This window comes from Ruegeria sp. HKCCD7255, from assembly GCF_013031565.1.
Classification (GTDB): Bacteria; Pseudomonadota; Alphaproteobacteria; order Rhodobacterales; family Rhodobacteraceae; genus Ruegeria.
Genome location: NZ_WQAG01000001.1, coordinates 714,380 through 733,008 on the forward strand (window position 1 = coordinate 714,380; position 18,629 = coordinate 733,008).

Here is an 18,629-nt window from a genome sequence, read left to right on the forward strand (position 1 = left end):
TCGGAGGACCTTCACGGCGCGTGCACCACGTGATTGCTTGTACGCACACTTGCAGCCGATACTCGGTCCGACAATCGACCCATCATGACAGCGTCGGCAAACCCGCCCGGACGACGTGCGTATCTGCGAATTACGCCTTCTTTCTCGAACCCAAACGCCTCATAAAGTTCCAAGGCGTGGGTGTTGTCCGACCAGACCAAAAGACCAGTTCGCTCAAGCTGCAACCAGTTATCACACAAATCCAGCATTGCACCCAGCAGCGCTTTGGCTATTCCGTTGCCTTGGAAATCTTCGCGCACTGCAAGCAGGTCAATTTGGCCCACGTGGTTGTGGCGCTGTACGTTCGGTTCAGTCGACATAAAGCAGATGCCAACAACGCATCCATCAACTTCTGCCACCAGTTTGTAGTCACCTGGTCCCGACTTGATGCGCGCTTCGACATTGGCGTTTGCAACATGTGGCAATCGCATCGTGCCCAGCATCACTGATTCATCAGTTAGAATTCCTTTGATGTCCGAAACGTCTTGGGCTTCTACATGGCGGATATCAATTCCCATAGTTTGTCCTTTCAATCAGATTGTCTGACGCGAACGAGCCACGCTCGCGTCAGTTTCTTTCCGGCGGTCGCAATCAAGCGACGGCAACGGCGTTGTTTGGTTGCTCTACAGCGCGACCCAAGAAGCGCTTGTTGATGGGGCTATGCGGCTTTACTGCCAGCCGCTCGTTTGCCAGGGCCTCAGCCGCATTTCGATTGCCTGAACGCACTGCGGCTTCGGTCAATGTCCAATCGATGATGTCGCGCTGCGCGTGACTGCCACCGAAAGAGTTTGCGATAAACCGCGCACCATGGAGCGCTTCGGTCGCGTCCGCGTAACGACCCTCCCAGAACGCCCGGAACCCTTCGATCAGAGGCAGTCCTGTTGCAGCGGCCCAACGCGATGTCTCATCACCACCAGCGGGTGAATTGCGATACTGATTGAGGATCCGATCAACTTCGTCATCGCGGCCAGAGCCGAGATAGGCCATAGCTGCATGCCAATCATTAAATGGGTACAGTTTGCCGTCAGCGTGGTTGTCCCAACAGGCCGCGACATCTGACCATCGGTCCGAGATGTCGTGATCTTCCAGATGCAAGCGCCACAGCAAAGCCGAAGCATCGACCAGATCCAATGCGACTTCGCTTTTCCCGTCTCTTATGCGCGCATCATACAGGTTGATCGCCTCGTCGGCTTGGCCGAGGTCGAGGTGATACAGCGCCTTGTGCCACCAGTTATGGACCTTGAAGAAGTTGTCGTTACCCGACCAATGAGGCTCCCGAGATGCCATCCAAGCGATGCCTTCTTCAGCACGACCTTGCATTTCCAGAACATGCGCGACGGCATGCTGCGCCCAGCAGTCCAAGCGATCGCGTTCGACTGCTTCGCGACCAAAGGCTTCAGCGCGGGCATAATCTCCGGTCTCTTCCAGTCCAAACGAATACATGCCAAGCAAGATGGAATACCCCGGTTGATCCTCTGACCACTTTGGTAGAACCCGGGCGATCCGATCACGCATGTCGCGCGCATTGGCACGGTAAAAGTCCATCAGGTGACCGGCTTGCAGCCCCAGGATATCATGCGGAAATTCCATGTTATGGCGGTCCAGCCTGACGGCAGCCTCTGTCCAATTGTTTGACAGAAGCGCGTCCAGGGCCGAAACATGAGATCTCTCCAGGTCAGATTTCGCAAGAGGGCGCACCGTCGCCAATATGCTGCGCGCCTCAGTGGCTGCTTCAGGCTCGGTTGCCAACCCGAACAGATAGGCTTTTAGAATATACGGCATGGCGAAATCCGGTGCGGCTTCGATCGCCTGGTCAGCGAGCTCGACGGGATCGCCCCGATATATGTTGAACGCGCGAAACGCGGCGTTGAAGTAATCCTCAGCAACGTCTTTTGCTCCTGAAGTCGGCCGATTTACGGACAATCTTGTTTCTTGATGGGGCATGTCATTCTCCAATCTCTGTTTTGAATGGGCGGATCGCCCGAATGCGATGGCTCTACCGCGCCATCGACTGCGCTGCTTGAAGTCAATTGGGAGATTTTTGGGAGATGATTGGGAATCTATATTTGAGGCTTCGCTTGGGATAAAATGGCAAGACCGAGGGGGCGGATCGAGAATGCGATACGAGTTCGATGCCTTTAGTTTAGACACCGATACCCGCGAGCTTCGTTGTGGTGCGACTGCTGTCGCGCTTGAGCCGCAAGTTTTCGATCTGTTGGTTCTGTTGCTCGAAAACCGCCATCGGGTGGTTTCCAAGGATGAGATTGTCCAACGCGTCTGGTTTGGGCGCGTCGTTTCGGATTGGACGATCCTCGGCCGCGTAAAATCGCTGCGTCAGGCATTGGGCGATGATGGGAGCGCTCAGAAATACATCCGTACATTGCGCGGCCAAGGGTTTCGCTTTGTGGCACCCGCAAAAATGGTATCGATAGAAAGCGCTAAAACTCAGGAAGCGTCGGGAACAAGCGATCAGAAAACAGTCGCGGCGCCACCATGTATTGCGGTGCTGCCGTTTTCGGCGATTGGCGATCCAGAGGTCGGAAGATCATTGGCAGATGCGATCCCGCGCGAATTGATCAGATCGCTCTCCAGTGTGCGTTGGCTACGGGTCATTGCACACGGATCGTCATTCAGGTTTCGTGGACAGACGATTGAATTTCAAGATGTGAAGTCGCTACTCGGTGCACAATACTGCATCTCTGGAATGGTCGAGGCGTTGGCGGGTCGCCTTTATGTAGATGTTGAAATGGCCGATACCCGCACTGGTGAGGTTGTCTGGGCAATTCGTAAAGAGGCCCCGATTGACGAGGTGCAACGTTTGCGAACCGAAATTGCCGGGGCTGTGCTCAATATTTCCGAGTTTGAGCTGCCGGAACATGAGGCGCGGCTTCTAGATGTGGATGACGCAGAAAACCTGGATGCCTGGTCTTCCTTGCATCTTGGAATTCGTCACATGTATCGGTTCAACAAGGCAGATACGGAAATAGCCCGAAAGATGTTCGAACGCGCCGTAACGTTGGAGCCAACATTGGCACGCGCGCATGCTGGGATTTCGTTCACCACATTTCAACGCGTGTTTCTGGGCTACTCGTCAGACCTTGCCGCGGATCGACTGGCTGCCAGGCGTAGCGCCGAAGAAAGTGTGCTTTTGCAACCGCGCGACCCGTTTTCGAATGTTGTCATGGGCAGAAGCCTTTGGCTGACAGGAGATACAGAGGCGAGTAAACCGTGGTTTGACCGGGCGGTCCTTGAAAGCCCGAATTACGCATTTGGCCGTTACGCTTCCAGTTGGGCAAAGGTTTTCACATCGGATTACGCTGGCGGAAACGAAATGACTGATCTTGCCATTGCTCTTAGCCCGCTTGACCCGCTGCGTGGCGGCATGCTCTGCAACAAGATGTGGATCGCACTTGCCGCAAAGGACTATGATGCTGCCGTTCAGTGGGCGCAACGAACCGCGCTGACGCCTGGTGCGCACGCGGGCCACGCGATGTTTGCGGCGATGACAAACCGTTTGGTCGGCAATGACGAAGGAGTGTCGCAGTGGCTAAAAGAAACGAAACGCAGAAACCCGGGGTTCAGCAAATCAAAAGCAATGGCTCTCGTTCCGAGGAGTCACACTGAATTTCGAGCCCTTACGGAAGAGGCTTCAGTTGCGCTTGGTCTTCTTGATTAGGGATTGCCGCGCCTTGTACAAATAGCATCGAACCCGAGTTTCTGATGTTGATACATGCAGCACCGTTCTCGAACGCCATTGAACTCGGTTTGCCATCGCTGCGGGTGGGTTTACAAACCGGACTTTGGCCAAAAGTGTTATGTGCCCTTAAGCGCCATCGCAAGTGCAATCACAGATTGTAGCGCGAGCCGCAACGCCAATTCGCAGGTAGGATCAATCGCCAGTGCAAACGCTTGGCGGCTGGACAACGTTGTTTTGCCATGAACAGGAAATCGGCCGTTTAATGGGAGGTCTGCGTCGTTTCGCGCACCATCCGCTCTTTCTCTGTCAGTCGATCATTCAGACCAAACGGGTGCGACCAATCCAGCGCAACCGGCATGGCGCGAGCGACTAACGGGCTGTTGGCTGAGTTTGGCATTGCGGTTCTCCCTTGCTGGCGTCGTTCAAATCAAGATCTATAAGCATGAAAAATTCAAGTTTGAAATTTTATGCTTGAAATAAAATAGGAGATGGAGAAAGCTACGTTCTGAGAGAAGAAGGCTACGAAGATGCGAATTGCGTGCTTAGGTGGTGGACCTGCGGGCCTCTACTTTGCAATTTCAATGAAGCTGCGTGATCCGAGTTATGAGATCACTGTGTTCGAGCGCAACAAAGCCGATGACACTTTCGGTTGGGGCGTCGTTCTTTCGGATGAAACTCTCGACAACCTCGCTGAAAATGACGCCAAAAGCGCCGCAGCCATCCGCGCGAATTTTGCCTATTGGGACGATGTAGCCCTGCGTTATAAGGGCGAGCATCTGATTTCATCAGGCCACGGGTTTTGCGGCATAGGGCGCAAAAAGCTGCTGCTTCTGTTGCAGGACCGGGCGCGCGAACTGGGTGTCGATTTGAAGTTCGAGGCCGAGGTTGAATGTGTCGAAACCTACGCCAAGGACTACGACCTTGTCGTTGCCTGCGACGGGTTGAATTCAAAGACTCGGGCACATTTTGCGGACACATTCAAACCAGAGATTGACGTGCGCCACTGCCAGTTTGTCTGGCTTGGCACCCATCAAAGGTTCGATGATGCCTTCACCTTCATTTTTGAAGAAACTGACAAGGGCTGGGTTTGGGCGCACGCCTATCAGTTCGACGAAGACACCGCGACGTTTATTGTGGAATGCACGCAAGAGACGTTCGACGCCCATGGGTTTGCCGATCTGAGTCAGCAGGAAAGCATCGCGATCTGTGAGGAGATCTTCAAAGATCACCTGGGTGGGCACCCGTTGATGACCAATGCAAATCACATCCGCGGCTCGGCATGGCTGCGCTTCCCCCGGGTGATGTGCGAACGGTGGCACAAGGACAATGTCGTGCTGTTGGGCGATGCGGCAGCCACGGCGCATTTTTCGATCGGGTCTGGCACCAAGCTAGCGCTGGAATCGGCGATTGCACTTGCAGATTTGTTGCAGGCCGAGCGCGATATGGAGACCGCCTTTGCGCGGTACGAAGAAGACCGGCGGCTGGAGGTGTTACGTCTGCAATCTGCCGCGCGCAATTCGATGGAATGGTTCGAGATGGTAGAGCGGTACTTTGTGCTCGACCCCGTGCAACTGAACTATTCCATGCTGACCCGGTCGCAGCGGATCAGCCACGAGAACCTGCGCGAACGCGACAAGGATTGGCTGGAAAGTGCCGAGCGCTGGTTCATGCACCAATCTGGTGTTTCCGGTGACGCACCTGTGCGTACGCCGATGTTTGCGCCGCTCAAATTGCGAGATTTGTCTCTGAAGTCGCGCGTAGTTGTCTCGCCGATGGCGCAATACAAGGCTGTTGATGGCTGCCCAACAGATTGGCATCTGGTGCATTATGGCGAGCGCGCGAAGGGTGGTGCGGGTTTGGTATTCACCGAAATGACCTGCGTCTCGGCAGAGGGCCGGATCACACCGGGCTGTCCAGGGCTTTATGCGCCCGATCATGAGGTCGCGTGGGCGCGGTTGACGGCCTTCGTCCATGCCGAGACGGACGCCAAAATTTGCTGTCAGATAGGGCATTCCGGTCGCAAGGGCTCGACCCAGTTGGGCTGGGAACAGATGGATGCGCCATTGCCCGCAGGCAATTGGGATATCGTCAGCGCCTCCGCTATCCCATGGTCCAAAGACAACGCCACTCCGCGCGAAATCACGCGTGACGAAATGCACGAAATCACAGCCCAGTTCGTTGCATCGGCAGAAATGGCCGAACGCGCAGGGTTCGACATGATCGAACTGCACGCGGCTCACGGCTATCTGCTTTCGTCCTTCATTTCGCCGGTGTCGAACGTCCGGACTGACGATTTCGGCGGCACACTTGAAAACCGTCTGCGGTGGCCGCTTGAAGTCTTCCGCGCAATGCGCGCGGTCTGGCCCGAGCGCAAACCAATGTCGGTGCGCATTTCGGCGAACGACTGGTTGGGTCCGCAGGGTGTGACGCCAGAAGAGGCTGTTGCAATCGCTCAGGCGTTTGCAGGGGCCGGTTCTGATTTGATTGATGTCTCGGCTGGACAGACAAGCATTGACGCCAAGCCTGTCTATGGCCGCATGTTCCAGACCCCCTTCAGCGATCGCATCCGCAATGAGACAGGCCTGAAAACCATGGCGGTCGGCAATATCTACGAGGCGGATCACGCCAACTCGATCTTGTTGGCTGGTCGGGCTGATCTGGTGGCTGTCGGACGCCCGCATTTGGCTGACCCGTATTGGACACTGCGTGAAGGCGTCAAAATCGGCGACCGCGCAGCACCTGACTGGCCGCTTCCTTACCTCGCGGGACGTGACCAGGTCTGGCGACTTGCCGACCGAGACGCTGAGGTTACAAAGGCATGAGGCGGGTTCTGGTGACAGGCGGCGGTACCGGGATTGGCAAGGCTATTGCTCATGCATTTGCCGATGCGGGAGACGCTGTCACGATCACCGGACGCCGGGCATCCGTTCTCGAGGCCGCCGCGCAGGGGCGCAACATGGCTCATGTCGAAGCCGACGTCACGAACGAGGCGCAAGTGAATGCGCTTTTTGAAAAGCCCTTTCAGGTGGTCATCGCGAACGCCGGTGGTGGCGCTGCGGTGAAAATCCGAGAAACCTCGCTTGAAGACTGGAACACCACACTGGCCGTTAATCTGACGGGCACGTTCCTGACATTCCGCGCAGCCTTGCGAGACATGTCCGCGGGCGGGTGTTTGATTGCCATTGCCTCGACCGCATCATTGAAGGGCAATCCATCAGTCCCCGCCTACACCGCAGCAAAACACGGAGTGTTGGGTTTGGTCCGCGCGGTTGCGCTTGATGCGGCCAAAGACGGGATAACCTGCAATGCGATCTGTCCCGGCTTCACAGACACCGATCTAGCAGAGACCGCGATCACAGGGTTGATGTCCCGGTTCGAAGTGGACCGCGAAAAGGCCACAAAAATGGTGACCTCTGCAAACCCTCAAGGACGTCTTGTGACCCCGGCAGAGGTGGCGGAAACAGCTCTATTTCTTGCATCCGATGGAGCGAAGTCCATCAACGGCCATGCGCTTGCGATGTCGGGAGGTGAAATATGAAGGCAAAATCAAAAACCATCCCAGAACCAATCTCAAAAACGCGGCTGCGGCTTTGGCTTCGGCTATTGAAACTATCAGCCGGGATTGAGGCAGAGTTGCGCCGGCGATTACGCGACGGACACGACACGACCCTGCCTCGTTTCGACGTGCTTGCGGCGCTGTCGCGCCATCCAGATGGGCTGAAGATGAGCGATCTGTCCGGGTATCTGAAAGTGTCCAACGGCAATGTGACCGGCATTGTCGACCGCCTGACCGAAGAAGGATTGGCGCTGCGCGTCGCGATCCCCGGAGATCGTCGAGCGCAATTGGCGCGGCTGACCCCAAAAGGGAAGCAGGCCTTTGACACTTTGGCTGAGCACCATGAGGCTTGGGTCGACGAATTGCTTGGCGGGCTGTCGCTGGACGAAGCAGAGACACTGTCTCGGCTTTTGGAAAAGGCACGAACAGAGGATGACGCGGCGTGACCCTGAGCGAGACAAAACACTTCCGTTGCGACATCGAAAATGGCATTGCGCGCATCGCTCATGACCGACCCGAACGCAAGAATCCTTTCACCTTCGACAGCTATGCTGAGATGCGCGACTGGTTCCGCGCGCTGGTCTATTCTGACGATGTGCATGCAGTCGTGATCCTGCCAAACGGCGGCAACTTTTCATCCGGCGGCGATGTGCACGACATCATTGGTCCGCTCACCAAGATGTCGATGAAAGAACTTTTGGCCTTCACGCGTATGACGGGCGATCTGGTCAAAGCAATGATTCATTGCGGAAAGCCTGTGATCGCGGCCGTGGACGGGGTCTGCGCTGGGGCCGGGGCGATCATGGCTATGTCATCGGACATGCGCATTGCAGGTCCGGACGCGAAAGTAGCGTTTCTGTTCAATCGCGTGGGTCTTGCGGGCTGCGATATGGGGGCCTGCGCGATGCTGCCCCGGATCATTGGTCAGGGTCGCGCGGCTGAGTTGCTTTATACGGGTCGTACCCTTCGTGCCGAAGAAGGCGAACGCTGGGGTTTCTTCAACTCTATCAGTTCAGCGGATGCATTAGAGACTGACGCTCTGGCGTTGGCAGGGCGGATCGCTTCTGGCCCGACCTTTGCCAATGGTATGACCAAAACCATGTTGGCTCAGGAATGGAACATGAGCCTTGATCAGGCCATCGAAGCCGAGGCACAGGCGCAGGCTATCTGTATGCAAGGCAACGATTTCCGACGCGCTTACAACGCCTTTGTCGCCAAAGAAAAACCGGTGTTCGAGGGGGATTGATGGCGGATCAGAGCTTTCTCCATTGGCCCTTTTTCGAAGACGGCCACCGCGATTGGGCCCGCCATGTCGAGGACGTGGCCGGCGCGCTGGTCGTTGACCATACAGACACCGATGCCGCCTGCCGTCAGTTGGTGGCAGCGCTTGGCGAAGCTGGTGTGCTTGGCCCGACAAGTAGCGAGGATGGTGCTTTCGATGTCCGCAAGCTTTGTCTTGCGCGTGAAATTCTGGCCCGTCACGACGGGCTTGCGGATTTCGCCTTCGCGATGCAGGGCCTCGGCACCGGCGCGATCACCCTGTTTGGAACCGAGGCTCAAAAGGCGGCGTGGTTGCCTAAAACCCGCGCCGGGCAGGCGATCTCGGCCTTTGCCTTGACGGAACCGGGTTCTGGCTCGGATGTGGCTGCCAATACGATGACGGCCACGCGCGACGGGGGTGACTTTGTTCTGAACGGGGAAAAGACTTGGATATCGAATGGGGGGATTGCCGATGTCTATTCGCTGTTCGCCCGCACCAGCGAGGCACCGCGTGCCAAGGGGATGTCGGCCTTTATCGTTACCCCCGATCTGACCGGATTTGAGGTGGTTGAGCGTCTGGAGTCGATCGCCCCACACCCGCTGGCCACGCTGCGCTTCACCGATTGCCGCGTACCAGCGAGCGCGATGATCGGCGCGCCGGGGCAGGGGTTCAAGATTGCGATGTCCGTGATAGACGTTTTTCGGGCGACCGTAGCTGCGGCGGCATTGGGTTTTGCCCGCCGAGCGCTTGATGAAGCCCTTGGTCGTGTCACCTCGCGGCACGTCCAGGGATCTCCATTATTCGATTTACAGATGGTTCAAGGTCATATCGCGGATATGGCCGTGGATATTGATGCGGCAGCGCTATTGATCTATCGCGCCGCCTGGACCCGTGATGCGGGCGCGCCAAGGATCACGCGCGAGGCCGCTATGGCCAAGCTTTTTGCCACGGATCAGGCGCAACAGGTTATCGACAAGGCAGTGCAGCTCTTTGGCGGCGACGGTGTGCGTAGAGGGACGCCGGTCGAAACGCTGTACCGCGAAATTCGGGCGCTTCGAATTTATGAAGGTGCAAGCGATGTTCAGAAGGTGATCATCGCGCGCGAGACTTTGAGTGCAGCGAGAGGAGGTGCGTGATGTTTGGACCCTCTGCGCATATCGACACTTTCACGCGCGACAATCTACCTCCGGCGGATCAATGGCCGGAGTTCAATCTTGACGGGTTTTCCTATCCAGAGAGGCTGAATGCAGCCGTCGAGTTGACCGATGCTATGGTTGCCAGAGGCTTTGGCGATCACACTGCCCTGATCGGAAACGGTCGCCAGCGCACGTACAAAGAACTGACCGACTGGACCAACCGACTGGCCCATGTGCTGGTTGAGGATTTGGGTGTGGAACCGGGTAACCGTGTGCTCATCCGGTCGGCCAACAACCCGGCAATGGTGGCTTGTTGGCTGGCCGCGACGAAGGCGGGTGCGGTGGTGGTAAACACCATGCCCATGCTGCGCGCTGGTGAGTTGCAGAAATATGTCGAACTGGCCGAAATCACCTACGCATTGTGCGACACACGCCTCATGGACGAGATGGAGCTTTGTGCAGGTGCGTGCCTCAGCCTGCGCGTGATGGGGTTTGACGGTACTTCAAACCACGACGCAGAGCTGGATCGGTTGGCGCTGGAGAAGTCTGTACACTTCGACGCCGTGCGAACCGGTCGCGACGATGTGGCCCTATTGGGGTTCACCTCCGGTTCCACCGGTACACCTAAGGCGACCATGCATTTCCACCGGGATTTGCTGATCATCGCAGATGGCTATGCCAAAGAAGTCCTAGGCGTGGTTCCGGATGATGTATTTGTCGGTTCACCGCCCCTTGCCTTCACTTTTGGGCTCGGAGGTCTGGCGATATTTCCGCTGCGTTTCGGTGCGACGGCAACCCTTCTGGAACAAGCGACCCCGCCCAATATGATCGAGATCATCCAGAAATATAAAGCGACCGTTTCGTTCACAGCGCCCACAGCGTATCGTGTCATGTTGCGCGCTATGGATGAAGGCGCGGATTTGTCGTCACTGCGCGCTGCGGTATCAGCGGGCGAAACTCTGCCCGCCCCGGTCTATGATGAGTGGATTGCGAAGACCGGCAAGCCAATGCTTGACGGAATTGGCGCCACCGAGATGTTGCACATCTTCATCTCCAACCGTTTCGACGATCACCGCCCGGGATGCACAGGCAAACCGGTTTCAGGGTACGAAGCCAAAGTCGTGGACGCAGTAGGCAATCCAGTGCCAGATGGCGAAGTGGGCCGCCTGGCAGTCCGTGGCCCAACCGGTTGCCGCTACCTGCGTGGGGACCGGCAAGGCGCTTATGTCAAGGACGGTTGGAACATCACCGGCGACAGCTTTTCGCGGGACGAAAACGGCTATTTCCACTTTGCCGCGCGCAACGACGACATGATCGTATCCTCGGGCTACAACATCGCGGGTCCCGAGGTCGAGGCGGCCCTTTTGTCCCATCAGGCCGTATCTGAATGCGCTGTCATCGGTGTGCCCGACACCGATCGCGGACACATTGTCGAAGCGCATGTTGTCTTGGTGGATGGCTTTTCACCAGGAGAAGAGATCACGCAGATTTTGCAAGAACATGTGAAGGCGACTATCGCCCCTTTTAAATATCCAAGATCTTTAGTTTTCTGTGCAGCGTTGCCGAAAACCGCGACTGGGAAGATTCAGCGTTTTAAACTGAAGGGATAAGAAGGAGTTCAAGATGGCCTGCCTATTCGTTCAAATCCGTTGCAAACCCGGCAAGACCTACGCCGTCGCAGATGCGATCTTGTTGAAGGAAGTTCACTCCGAAATGTACTCAACCAGTGGCGATTTTGACCTTCTTCTGAAAATCTACGTCCCTGAAGGACAAGATATCGGGCGTTTCATCAACGATAACATCAGCCCCATAGAGGGCATCGAACGTACACTCACAACACTAACATTTTCGGCATTCTGAACCAAAACAGGAAGGAAAAAGATATGAAAAAGGTACTAGTTGCTGCGCTGGCAGCGACAGCTCTTGCGGGACCTGTCGTGGCCGACACCAAGATTGGCATGATAACAACGCTTTCGGGCGGGGGGGCCGGGCTGGGCATCGACGTACGCGATGGCTTTATGCTGGCAATTTCACAATCGGGCCGTGACGACGTGGAAGTCGTGATCGAAGATGACCAGCGCAAGCCCGACATCGCAGTGCAATTGTCGGACAAGATGATCCAATCAGAGAAGGTCGATATCATGACCGGCATCATCTGGTCCAACCTCGCGATGGCCGTGGTGCCGGCTGCGACGGCACAGGGGGTGTTCTATCTTTCACCGAACGCCGGACCATCGGCTTTGGCGGGACAGGGCTGCCATCCGAATTACTTCAACGTGGCGTGGCAAAACGACAACCTGCATGAGGCCGCTGGGGCCTATGCCAACAGTGCGGGCTATGGCAAAAGCTTTATCCTCGCGCCGAATTATCCGGCGGGTAAAGACGCGCTCACGGGCTATAAACGGTTCTTTGAAGGCGAGTTGGCGGGCGAACTTTATACCGAGCTTGGTCAAACTGACTATGCGGCCGAGATCGCGCAGATCCGTGCCTCGGGGGCCGATAGTGTGTTCTTCTTCCTGCCCGGTGGCATGGGGATCTCTTTTCTCAAGCAATACGCCGACAGCGGCGTGGACCTACCGGTTGTGGGGCCAGCCTTCAGCTTTGACCAAGGCATTCTGCAGGCCGTCGGCGGCGCGGCTTTGGGGGTCGTGAACACCTCGCAGTGGAACAAGGATCTCGACAACGCGACCAACGCGGCTTTTGTCGAGAGTTTTCAGGCAGAGTATGGCCGTCTTCCGTCGCTCTATGCCAGCCAGGGGTTTGATACAGCCAACCTGATCCTGTCGGCGCTGGACGTGGCCAGCCCCGATGACGCGGATGCTTTCCGCGAGGCCCTGCGCGCGGCCGATTTCGACAGCACCCGTGGCGACTTTGTCTTCGGTCCAAACCATCACCCGATACAGACCATCTATGCCCGCGAAGTTGTGCAGGAAGGAGATGTCTTTACCAACAAGCTGTTGGGCGCCGCGCTGGAGAACCACGCAGACGCCTATGCTGGCGACTGCAAGATGTAGTCAGGCAAGGCCCCGGGGCTGACCCGGGGCAACCGCTTTCCACTGACCAAGGGTCCCGGATCAAGTCCGGGACGGAAATCGTATCATGTCCGCCATCCTGATTATCGAACAGATCCTGAACGGCCTGCAGTTCGGCATTATGCTGTTCTTGATGGCAGCCGGGTTGACCCTGATCTTTGGGGTCATGGGGCTGATCAATCTGGCCCATGGGTCGCTTTACATGGTCGGTGCCTTTGCGGCAGCCGCGGTGGCCGGCGCCACGGGATCTTTCTTGTTGGCATTGGTGGCAGCACTTGCCGCTGCAGCGTTGGCGGGCGCCATTGTCGAGATAGTCGTGATCCGAAGGCTCTATAAGGCGCCGCACCTGGATCAGGTTCTTGCCACCTTCGCCTTGATTTTGATTTTCTCAGAGGGAACCAGATGGATCTTTGGCTCGTTCCCCCTGTTCCTTGACGTGCCAAGTTATCTGTCCGGGCCAACTCTTTTGCCGGGAGGCATCCAATACCCGCTGTACCGTCTCGTGTTAATTGGTGTCGGTTTATCGGTCGCGATTGGCCTTTGGTGGCTAACGGCGCGGACACGGATCGGCATTCAAATCCGCGCAGGCGAAAATGACCGTGAAATGATCGCCGCCCTCGGTGTCGATATCTCGAAGTTGTACACAATCGTCTTTGCTCTGGGTGCTGCTCTTGCGGGGCTCGCGGGCGCGCTTGTGGGGGCAATTCAATCTGTACAAGTCGGCATGGGGGAACCGGTGTTGATCCTGGCGTTTGTCGTGATCGTGATCGGTGGGATCGGATCGATCAAGGGCGCCTTTATTGGTGCGATCCTTGTGGGTTTGACCGACACTCTTGGCGGTATATTCCTGCCACAGTTGTTCAAACTCTTCATGGAGACCGGTGCGGCCACACAGACTGGGTCGGCCCTAGCATCCATGGCAGTCTATGTATTGATGAGCCTCGTGTTGATTTGGCGACCGACCGGCCTTTTCGGAGCTCGAGCATGATCCGGGAAAGCTATATCAACTGGATCGTTCTTGCGGGTTTTCTTGTGGTACCGCTTTGGGCGCTGAGCGCGGACGAGCCCTTTACCATTACGTTGGCCACCCGCGCTGTGTTGTTGGCGCTCGCTGCCGTTGGTCTTAACATTGCTCTTGGGATCGGTGGATTGGTCAGCCTTGGCCATGCGGCCTTTTTCGGGCTTGGCGGCTATGCAATGGGCATTCTGGCCCATCACGCCCAGACCTTTACCCCGCTTGAGCTGGGGATGTTCACCATCGCCGGGACCAAGTCCATGCCGATCATATGGCTGACGGCAATCATCGTTTCGGCCCTGGCTGCCTTTGTCATCGGCCTTCTCTCGCTGCGCACGACGGGTGTCTACTTCATCATGATCACGCTGGCCTTCGGCCAGATGTTCTTCTTCTTCTCCATCTCGTGGAGTGCGTACGGCGGCGAGGACGGTTTGTCGATCTACGTGCGAAATGGCTTCCCCGGCCTGAACACCCTGGTCCCTATCCAGTTCTTTGGGTTGTGCTTTGCGGCCCTTTGCGCGGCGCTCTTTGTCCACTGGAAGCTACGCAAGTCACCCTTTGGTCTGGCGCTTAACGCGGCGCGCCAAAGTCCAGCGCGAGTCGAGACGGTGGGGCTCAATCCGGTTCGATTGAAGCTTCTGGCCTTCGTGATCTCGGGGGCGATTACGGGGCTGGCGGGCGCGCTGTTTGCTGATCTCAACCGTTTTGTCAGTCCCACGATGTTTTCGTGGCAGCTGTCCGGCGAGTTGATCGTTCTGATCATCATCGGCGGCGTAGGACGACTGATGGGTCCTGTCATCGGAGCAGCGCTGTTTGTAACACTTGAGCACTTCCTTGGCGCCTTCACCGATTTTTGGCACATCTGGCTTGGGGTGATCCTGCTTCTGATCGTGCTCTTTGCGCGGGGCGGAGTGGTCGGCATTCTGACCGGAAAGGCGGGGCCGCATGTCTGAAGCTGTCCTCGAAACCCGCAATCTGCACAAGAGCTTTGGCGCGCTGAAGGCCACGGATGATGTTTCTATTGATCTACGCCCTGGTGAAATCCACGCCATCATCGGCCCCAACGGTGCGGGCAAATCGACGCTGATCGCGCAGATCTCCGGTGGGCTGCAACCTGATGCGGGGTCTGTTCACCTGTCGGGCCGCGATGTCTCGGGGTTGAGCACAGCTGCCCGCGCGCAGGCAGGGCTGGGCCGTACCTTCCAGATCTCCGCGCTGGCGATGGAGGATACGGTTCTGGAAAACGCGCTCTTGGGGGCGCTTGGCCAGTCGGGCCGTCCCTGGCAGTTCTGGCGATCGGCTGCGCGGCACACCGACCTTCTGGACCGCGCGTTGGCGGCCCTCGACCGGGTGGGCTTGTCAGACGCCGCTGAACAGGTCACCGCCAACCTCAGCCACGGGCAACGCCGCCAGTTGGAAGTCGCCGTGGCGCTCACGCTGGGCCCCAAAGCCTTTGTTATGGACGAACCAATGGCGGGGCTTGGCACCGAAGGCTCCAAGACCATGACCACATTCCTGGATGGGCTGCGCGAGGAGGCTCCAATCCTGCTCGTTGAACACGACATGGATGCGGTTTTTGCACTGGCCGACCGGATCTCGGTGCTGGTCTACGGGCGCGTGATCGCCACCGGCACGGTCGACGAAATCCGCGCCTCGAAAGAGGTACAAGAGGCCTATCTGGGAGAAGAGGCATGAGCTTGCTGCGCGTTCATGATCTCAAAGCTGCCTATGGCTCGGTCCCCGCTTTGTTCGGTGTGGATCTGGAATTGGCCGCAGGCGAGGTGTTGGCCCTGATGGGCCGCAACGGCATGGGAAAGTCCACGACGGTCAAGGCGATTTGCCGGATGATTCCGTCGCAGGGCGGTTTGCAGTTTGCCGGGCACGATCTGCACGCGTTGCCAAGCTACAAGGTCGCTCGTTTGGGGATCGGCCTGGTCCCCGAGGGCCGACGCTGTTTCAAAGACCTGACGGTTCAGGAAAACCTTGTTGCCGCCGCCCGCTCTGGTCCTTGGGATTTGAAGGGTGTGGATGACCTTTTCCCACGCTTAGGCGAACGGCGCCACCAACGGGCTGCGTCGCTTTCGGGTGGCGAACAACAGATGCTGGCCATCGGTCGCGCGCTGATGACCAACCCGCAGCTTTTGATCCTTGACGAAGCCACAGAAGGCCTGGCCCCTATCGTACGCCAGGAAATCTGGGCCGCGATCAACCGGATCAAGACAGAGACGGGCATGGCCATCCTATTGATCGATAAATCGCTCAGGGAACTCTCGGCCGTATCGGACCGCGCGACGATCCTTGCCCGCGGGCATACCGTTTGGACGGGGAAGATGACCGAGCTGACACCGGAAATCACTCATGAGTACGTGGGGGTGTGATGGCATTCGAAATGCATCAAAAGGTCCTTTTCAAACATTGTGACCCTGCGGGTATCGTTTTCTTTCCACGGTACTTTGAAATGATGAACGACTGCGTCGAGGCGTTCTTCGACGAGGTCTTGGACCACCCATTTGAGGCGCTGCACAAAACTGGTGCGGTCCCGACGGCGCAGATCGAAACACGTTTCGCGGCACCAAGCCGCCATGGCGATCACCTGACGCTGCGTTTACGCATTGTCCACCTGGGGCGCACATCGGCGCGCTACAAAATGACCGGACATGCGGGCGAGGCACTGCGATTTGAGACCACCGGAACGCTGGTCAATGTCGACGCACATGGGCGTCCAGACAAGTGGCCGCCGCACGTCGCAAAGAAACTCGAACAAGAAAAAGAGAAGCTTGATGCCACATAAAGTCGTTCAACCAGAAGGTTGGTTGCCCGCCTTGGGGTACGCAAACGGTGTGTTGACCAAGGACGGCACCTTGCACATTGGCGGTCAGATCGGATGGGATGCCGAAAAGAGATTTGTCGGAGATGGCTTCATCGATCAGATGCGTCAGGCCCTTTTGAACATCCGTACCATTGTAGAGACGGCAGGAGGGTCTGTTGAGGACGTGACGCGTCTGACGTGGTTTGTGACTGACAAATCAGAATACCTCGAAGCGCAAAAAGAGGTCGGGCAAGCCTATCGCGAGGTGTTTGGAAAGCACTTCCCGGCGATGTCGATGGTGGTCGTAGCGGGTTTGGTCGAGGATCGTGCGAAAGTCGAAATCGAGGCGACGGCGCATCTGGAATAACACTTCGGCCCGCGTGGCGCAGTTGGCAGCGCCTTACAAGGACTATCGAACCGAATTCAAGAGCTGTTTCCCGAGCTGCATTTTCAATTCAGGTGAGGCTTGAGAAGGTTTCAAGCTTCGCTTGTTCATCTTTGGATCCGACGCTTGCGCGACAGCTCCTACGGTCTAACGCATTAGAATCGATGTCGGTAAGCTGCACAGTGCCTGCGTCCGCAGCGCCCAGAATGTCTTGCAGCGTGGGTGCGGGTTGTAGATCCGGATAGTGCTCTACACCCGCAGACGTTGGGAAGGTTCGATCCCTGCTTTTGTTGTTTTTGGCTGCTACCGCGAGGAGGGCGGTGCTGCCATTTGTGTGGCGAACTGCGATGTCCGCTTTGTCGCACGCTACAGAAATCCAACAGCATTGAACAAGAGCAAGTCCGGCGAATGTCAGCGATACGGGGTGCGACTGCAGCAACGACCAACCATGAGAAAGGTAGCTCTGGGCCGACCGCTCTTGATAGCTGGTTGGTCGCACTAAAAACGTTCGACTTGCCAAAGATCGTATGCTCTAAAGGCCCTCAGTTTTGCGAACGTCCAAAGTTGGTCAATCTGTCTCTGACGACCGCGCCCACAAATTGATATCTTCTTCCGAACTGATTTCATCGATCTTTTGCAACTCGTCGGCGCTGAAGTCGAGATTATCAACGACGCCCGCGCAATCTACGATCTGTTCCGGCCGGGACGCGCCGATAAGTGCGGTGGTCACGCGCCCACCTCTGAGCACCCAAGCCAGAGCCATTTGCGCCAGAGTCTGACCACGTGCTTCGGCCATGTCGTTCAGAGCACGGACACTTGCCAGGGACCGCTCGTTGATCATGCCATCGAGCAACGACTTTCCTTGCGTGGCACGGCTACCATCCGGAATATGGCGCAGATATTTTGACGTCAGAATGCCTTGTGCCAGTGGCGTGAATGCAATCGATCCTACCCCAAGATCGTCCAGGGTATCGAGCAAACCGTCCCGCTCCACCCAACGGTTGAGCAAATTGTAAGAAGGCTGGTGAATCAGACAAGGTGTCCCAAGGTCGTTGAGAATCTTCACCGCCTCGCGTGTGCGTTGGGAGTTGTAGCTCGAAATACCCGCGTAGAGCGCGCGGCCCGACCGCACGATATGATCCAAGGCGCCCATCGTCTCTTCGAGCGGGGTGTCGGGGTCGAAACGGTGGGAATAAAAGATGTCGACGTAATCAAGCCCCATTCGCGCGAGTGATTGATCACATGACGCAATGAGGTATTTGCGCGACCCCCATTCGCCGTAGGGTCCTGGCCACATGTCGTAGCCGGCCTTCGAGGAAATAATCAGCTCATCCCTGTAACCCGCGAAATCCGTTTTGAGGATCTCGCCAAATGCCTCTTCCGCTGAACCGGGTGGCGGACCGTAATTGTTCGCCAGATCAAAGTGAGTGATCCCATGATCAAACGCGGTCCGACACATGGCGCGCTTGTTTTCGTGCGTCGAATCCGCACCGAAATTATGCCACAGGCCCAAGCTGACAACAGGAAGCTTCACACCCGACCGCCCGCATCGCCGATAGATCATCCGCTCATAGCGGTCCGACTCTGGAGTGTAAGGAATGGGTTTTGGCTTTGGCGGTCGTTGAGCTTTGGTCATGCGCACATAATCAATGGATTGTTGGCACTGTCAAACGGATCACCTGCGACAAGACCAACGCAA

The 18,629-nt window shown here is 57.0% G+C and carries 19 protein-coding genes; 15 read left to right on the forward strand and 4 right to left on the reverse strand.

The window, feature by feature from the left end:
- Positions 1-11 precede the first annotated feature (11 nt).
- Both GOX45_RS03435 and GOX45_RS03440 read right to left on the reverse strand, forming a co-directional pair.
- Positions 12-557, reverse strand: coding sequence for a GNAT family N-acetyltransferase (locus tag GOX45_RS03435; protein ID WP_171097975.1), 546 nt, complete (start codon positions 555-557; stop codon positions 12-14).
- A gap of 73 nt (positions 558-630) precedes the next feature.
- Positions 631-1,983 carry a tetratricopeptide repeat protein gene (locus GOX45_RS03440; protein WP_217350253.1) on the reverse strand — a complete coding sequence of 451 codons (1,353 nt, stop codon included), beginning with the start codon at positions 1,981-1,983 and terminating at the stop codon, positions 631-633.
- A 172-nt stretch (positions 1,984-2,155) separates the two neighbouring features.
- On the opposite strand from GOX45_RS03440, the gene GOX45_RS03445 reads away from it, so the two are divergent.
- The gene (locus tag GOX45_RS03445; protein WP_171097978.1) at positions 2,156-3,715 is read left to right on the forward strand and encodes a winged helix-turn-helix domain-containing protein; all 1,560 of its coding nucleotides are present in this window, start codon (positions 2,156-2,158) and stop codon (positions 3,713-3,715) included.
- A 280-nt stretch (positions 3,716-3,995) separates the two neighbouring features.
- Here GOX45_RS03445 and GOX45_RS03450 read toward each other — a convergent pair whose 3' ends face one another.
- Positions 3,996-4,133, reverse strand: a complete 138-nt coding sequence (locus tag GOX45_RS03450) for a hypothetical protein (RefSeq protein ID WP_171097980.1) — start codon at positions 4,131-4,133, stop codon at positions 3,996-3,998.
- A gap of 130 nt (positions 4,134-4,263) precedes the next feature.
- On the opposite strand from GOX45_RS03450, the gene GOX45_RS03455 reads away from it, so the two are divergent.
- The 14 genes from GOX45_RS03455 (at position 4,264) to GOX45_RS03520 (ending at position 16,912) form a co-directional block, all read left to right on the forward strand.
- Positions 4,264-6,558: a bifunctional salicylyl-CoA 5-hydroxylase/oxidoreductase gene (locus tag GOX45_RS03455; protein ID WP_171097982.1), complete on the forward strand. Its 2,295-nt coding sequence runs from the start codon at positions 4,264-4,266 to the stop codon at positions 6,556-6,558.
- Complete coding sequence (locus GOX45_RS03460; RefSeq protein ID WP_171097984.1) at positions 6,555-7,274, forward strand: SDR family NAD(P)-dependent oxidoreductase; 720 nt, start codon at positions 6,555-6,557, stop codon at positions 7,272-7,274. The genes GOX45_RS03455 and GOX45_RS03460 overlap by 4 nt, the downstream gene beginning before the upstream one ends.
- The gene (locus tag GOX45_RS03465) at positions 7,271-7,738 is read left to right on the forward strand and encodes a MarR family winged helix-turn-helix transcriptional regulator (RefSeq protein WP_171097986.1); all 468 of its coding nucleotides are present in this window, start codon (positions 7,271-7,273) and stop codon (positions 7,736-7,738) included. Before GOX45_RS03460 ends, GOX45_RS03465 begins: the two co-directional genes overlap by 4 nt.
- Positions 7,735-8,538 (forward strand): enoyl-CoA hydratase family protein, encoded by an 804-nt coding sequence (locus tag GOX45_RS03470; RefSeq protein WP_171097988.1) that lies wholly within the window; start codon positions 7,735-7,737, stop codon positions 8,536-8,538. Before GOX45_RS03465 ends, GOX45_RS03470 begins: the two co-directional genes overlap by 4 nt.
- Positions 8,538-9,689, forward strand: a complete 1,152-nt coding sequence (locus tag GOX45_RS03475; RefSeq protein ID WP_171097991.1) for an acyl-CoA dehydrogenase family protein — start codon at positions 8,538-8,540, stop codon at positions 9,687-9,689. Before GOX45_RS03470 ends, GOX45_RS03475 begins: the two co-directional genes overlap by 1 nt.
- Positions 9,689-11,299 carry an AMP-binding protein gene (locus GOX45_RS03480; RefSeq protein WP_171097993.1) on the forward strand — a complete coding sequence of 537 codons (1,611 nt, stop codon included), beginning with the start codon at positions 9,689-9,691 and terminating at the stop codon, positions 11,297-11,299. The genes GOX45_RS03475 and GOX45_RS03480 overlap by 1 nt, the downstream gene beginning before the upstream one ends.
- Positions 11,300-11,312: 13 nt before the next feature.
- Positions 11,313-11,549, forward strand: a complete 237-nt coding sequence (locus GOX45_RS03485) for an Lrp/AsnC ligand binding domain-containing protein (protein ID WP_171097995.1) — start codon at positions 11,313-11,315, stop codon at positions 11,547-11,549.
- A gap of 23 nt (positions 11,550-11,572) precedes the next feature.
- A complete protein-coding gene (locus GOX45_RS03490) occupies positions 11,573-12,703 on the forward strand; it encodes an ABC transporter substrate-binding protein (protein WP_171097997.1) in 1,131 nt (376 codons plus the stop codon).
- An 85-nt stretch (positions 12,704-12,788) separates the two neighbouring features.
- Complete coding sequence (locus tag GOX45_RS03495) at positions 12,789-13,709, forward strand: branched-chain amino acid ABC transporter permease (RefSeq protein WP_171097999.1); 921 nt, start codon at positions 12,789-12,791, stop codon at positions 13,707-13,709.
- The gene (locus GOX45_RS03500; protein WP_171098000.1) at positions 13,706-14,689 is read left to right on the forward strand and encodes a branched-chain amino acid ABC transporter permease; all 984 of its coding nucleotides are present in this window, start codon (positions 13,706-13,708) and stop codon (positions 14,687-14,689) included. Before GOX45_RS03495 ends, GOX45_RS03500 begins: the two co-directional genes overlap by 4 nt.
- Entirely contained in the window at positions 14,682-15,431 is a 750-nt protein-coding gene (locus tag GOX45_RS03505) for an ABC transporter ATP-binding protein (RefSeq protein WP_171098002.1), read from the forward strand. Before GOX45_RS03500 ends, GOX45_RS03505 begins: the two co-directional genes overlap by 8 nt.
- Positions 15,428-16,114: an ABC transporter ATP-binding protein gene (locus tag GOX45_RS03510; protein WP_171098003.1), complete on the forward strand. Its 687-nt coding sequence runs from the start codon at positions 15,428-15,430 to the stop codon at positions 16,112-16,114. Before GOX45_RS03505 ends, GOX45_RS03510 begins: the two co-directional genes overlap by 4 nt.
- Before the next feature lie 11 nt (positions 16,115-16,125).
- The gene (locus tag GOX45_RS03515) at positions 16,126-16,527 is read left to right on the forward strand and encodes a thioesterase family protein (protein ID WP_256368653.1); all 402 of its coding nucleotides are present in this window, start codon (positions 16,126-16,128) and stop codon (positions 16,525-16,527) included.
- Positions 16,517-16,912, forward strand: a complete 396-nt coding sequence (locus GOX45_RS03520; RefSeq protein ID WP_171098006.1) for a RidA family protein — start codon at positions 16,517-16,519, stop codon at positions 16,910-16,912. Before GOX45_RS03515 ends, GOX45_RS03520 begins: the two co-directional genes overlap by 11 nt.
- A gap of 586 nt (positions 16,913-17,498) precedes the next feature.
- On the opposite strand, the gene mgrA is transcribed toward GOX45_RS03520, so the two are convergent.
- Complete coding sequence (gene mgrA / locus GOX45_RS03525) at positions 17,499-18,530, reverse strand: L-glyceraldehyde 3-phosphate reductase (RefSeq protein ID WP_371808949.1); 1,032 nt, start codon at positions 18,528-18,530, stop codon at positions 17,499-17,501.
- Between the last annotated feature and the right edge of the window lie 99 nt (positions 18,531-18,629).

Excerpts from the sequence above, each read along its gene's own strand:
- GOX45_RS03450 (WP_171097980.1), bottom strand. The coding sequence starts at position 4,133 with ATGCCAAACTCAGCCAACAGCCCGTTAGTCGCTCGCGCCATGCCGGTT.
- GOX45_RS03460 (WP_171097984.1), top strand. The coding sequence starts at position 6,555 with ATGAGGCGGGTTCTGGTGACAGGCGGCGGTACCGGGATTGGCAAGGCT.
- GOX45_RS03505 (WP_171098002.1), top strand. The coding sequence starts at position 14,682 with ATGTCTGAAGCTGTCCTCGAAACCCGCAATCTGCACAAGAGCTTTGGC.
- GOX45_RS03515 (WP_256368653.1), top strand. The coding sequence starts at position 16,126 with ATGCATCAAAAGGTCCTTTTCAAACATTGTGACCCTGCGGGTATCGTT.
- GOX45_RS03485 (WP_171097995.1), top strand. The coding sequence starts at position 11,313 with ATGGCCTGCCTATTCGTTCAAATCCGTTGCAAACCCGGCAAGACCTAC.
- GOX45_RS03500 (WP_171098000.1), top strand. The coding sequence starts at position 13,706 with ATGATCCGGGAAAGCTATATCAACTGGATCGTTCTTGCGGGTTTTCTT.
- GOX45_RS03445 (WP_171097978.1), top strand. The coding sequence starts at position 2,156 with ATGCGATACGAGTTCGATGCCTTTAGTTTAGACACCGATACCCGCGAG.
- GOX45_RS03480 (WP_171097993.1), top strand. The coding sequence starts at position 9,689 with ATGTTTGGACCCTCTGCGCATATCGACACTTTCACGCGCGACAATCTA.
- GOX45_RS03495 (WP_171097999.1), top strand. The coding sequence starts at position 12,789 with ATGTCCGCCATCCTGATTATCGAACAGATCCTGAACGGCCTGCAGTTC.
- GOX45_RS03520 (WP_171098006.1), top strand. The coding sequence starts at position 16,517 with ATGCCACATAAAGTCGTTCAACCAGAAGGTTGGTTGCCCGCCTTGGGG.
- GOX45_RS03475 (WP_171097991.1), top strand. The coding sequence starts at position 8,538 with ATGGCGGATCAGAGCTTTCTCCATTGGCCCTTTTTCGAAGACGGCCAC.
- GOX45_RS03490 (WP_171097997.1), top strand. The coding sequence starts at position 11,573 with ATGAAAAAGGTACTAGTTGCTGCGCTGGCAGCGACAGCTCTTGCGGGA.
- GOX45_RS03440 (WP_217350253.1), bottom strand. The coding sequence starts at position 1,983 with ATGCCCCATCAAGAAACAAGATTGTCCGTAAATCGGCCGACTTCAGGA.
- GOX45_RS03465 (WP_171097986.1), top strand. The coding sequence starts at position 7,271 with ATGAAGGCAAAATCAAAAACCATCCCAGAACCAATCTCAAAAACGCGG.
- GOX45_RS03455 (WP_171097982.1), top strand. The coding sequence starts at position 4,264 with ATGCGAATTGCGTGCTTAGGTGGTGGACCTGCGGGCCTCTACTTTGCA.
- GOX45_RS03510 (WP_171098003.1), top strand. The coding sequence starts at position 15,428 with ATGAGCTTGCTGCGCGTTCATGATCTCAAAGCTGCCTATGGCTCGGTC.
- GOX45_RS03435 (WP_171097975.1), bottom strand. The coding sequence starts at position 557 with ATGGGAATTGATATCCGCCATGTAGAAGCCCAAGACGTTTCGGACATC.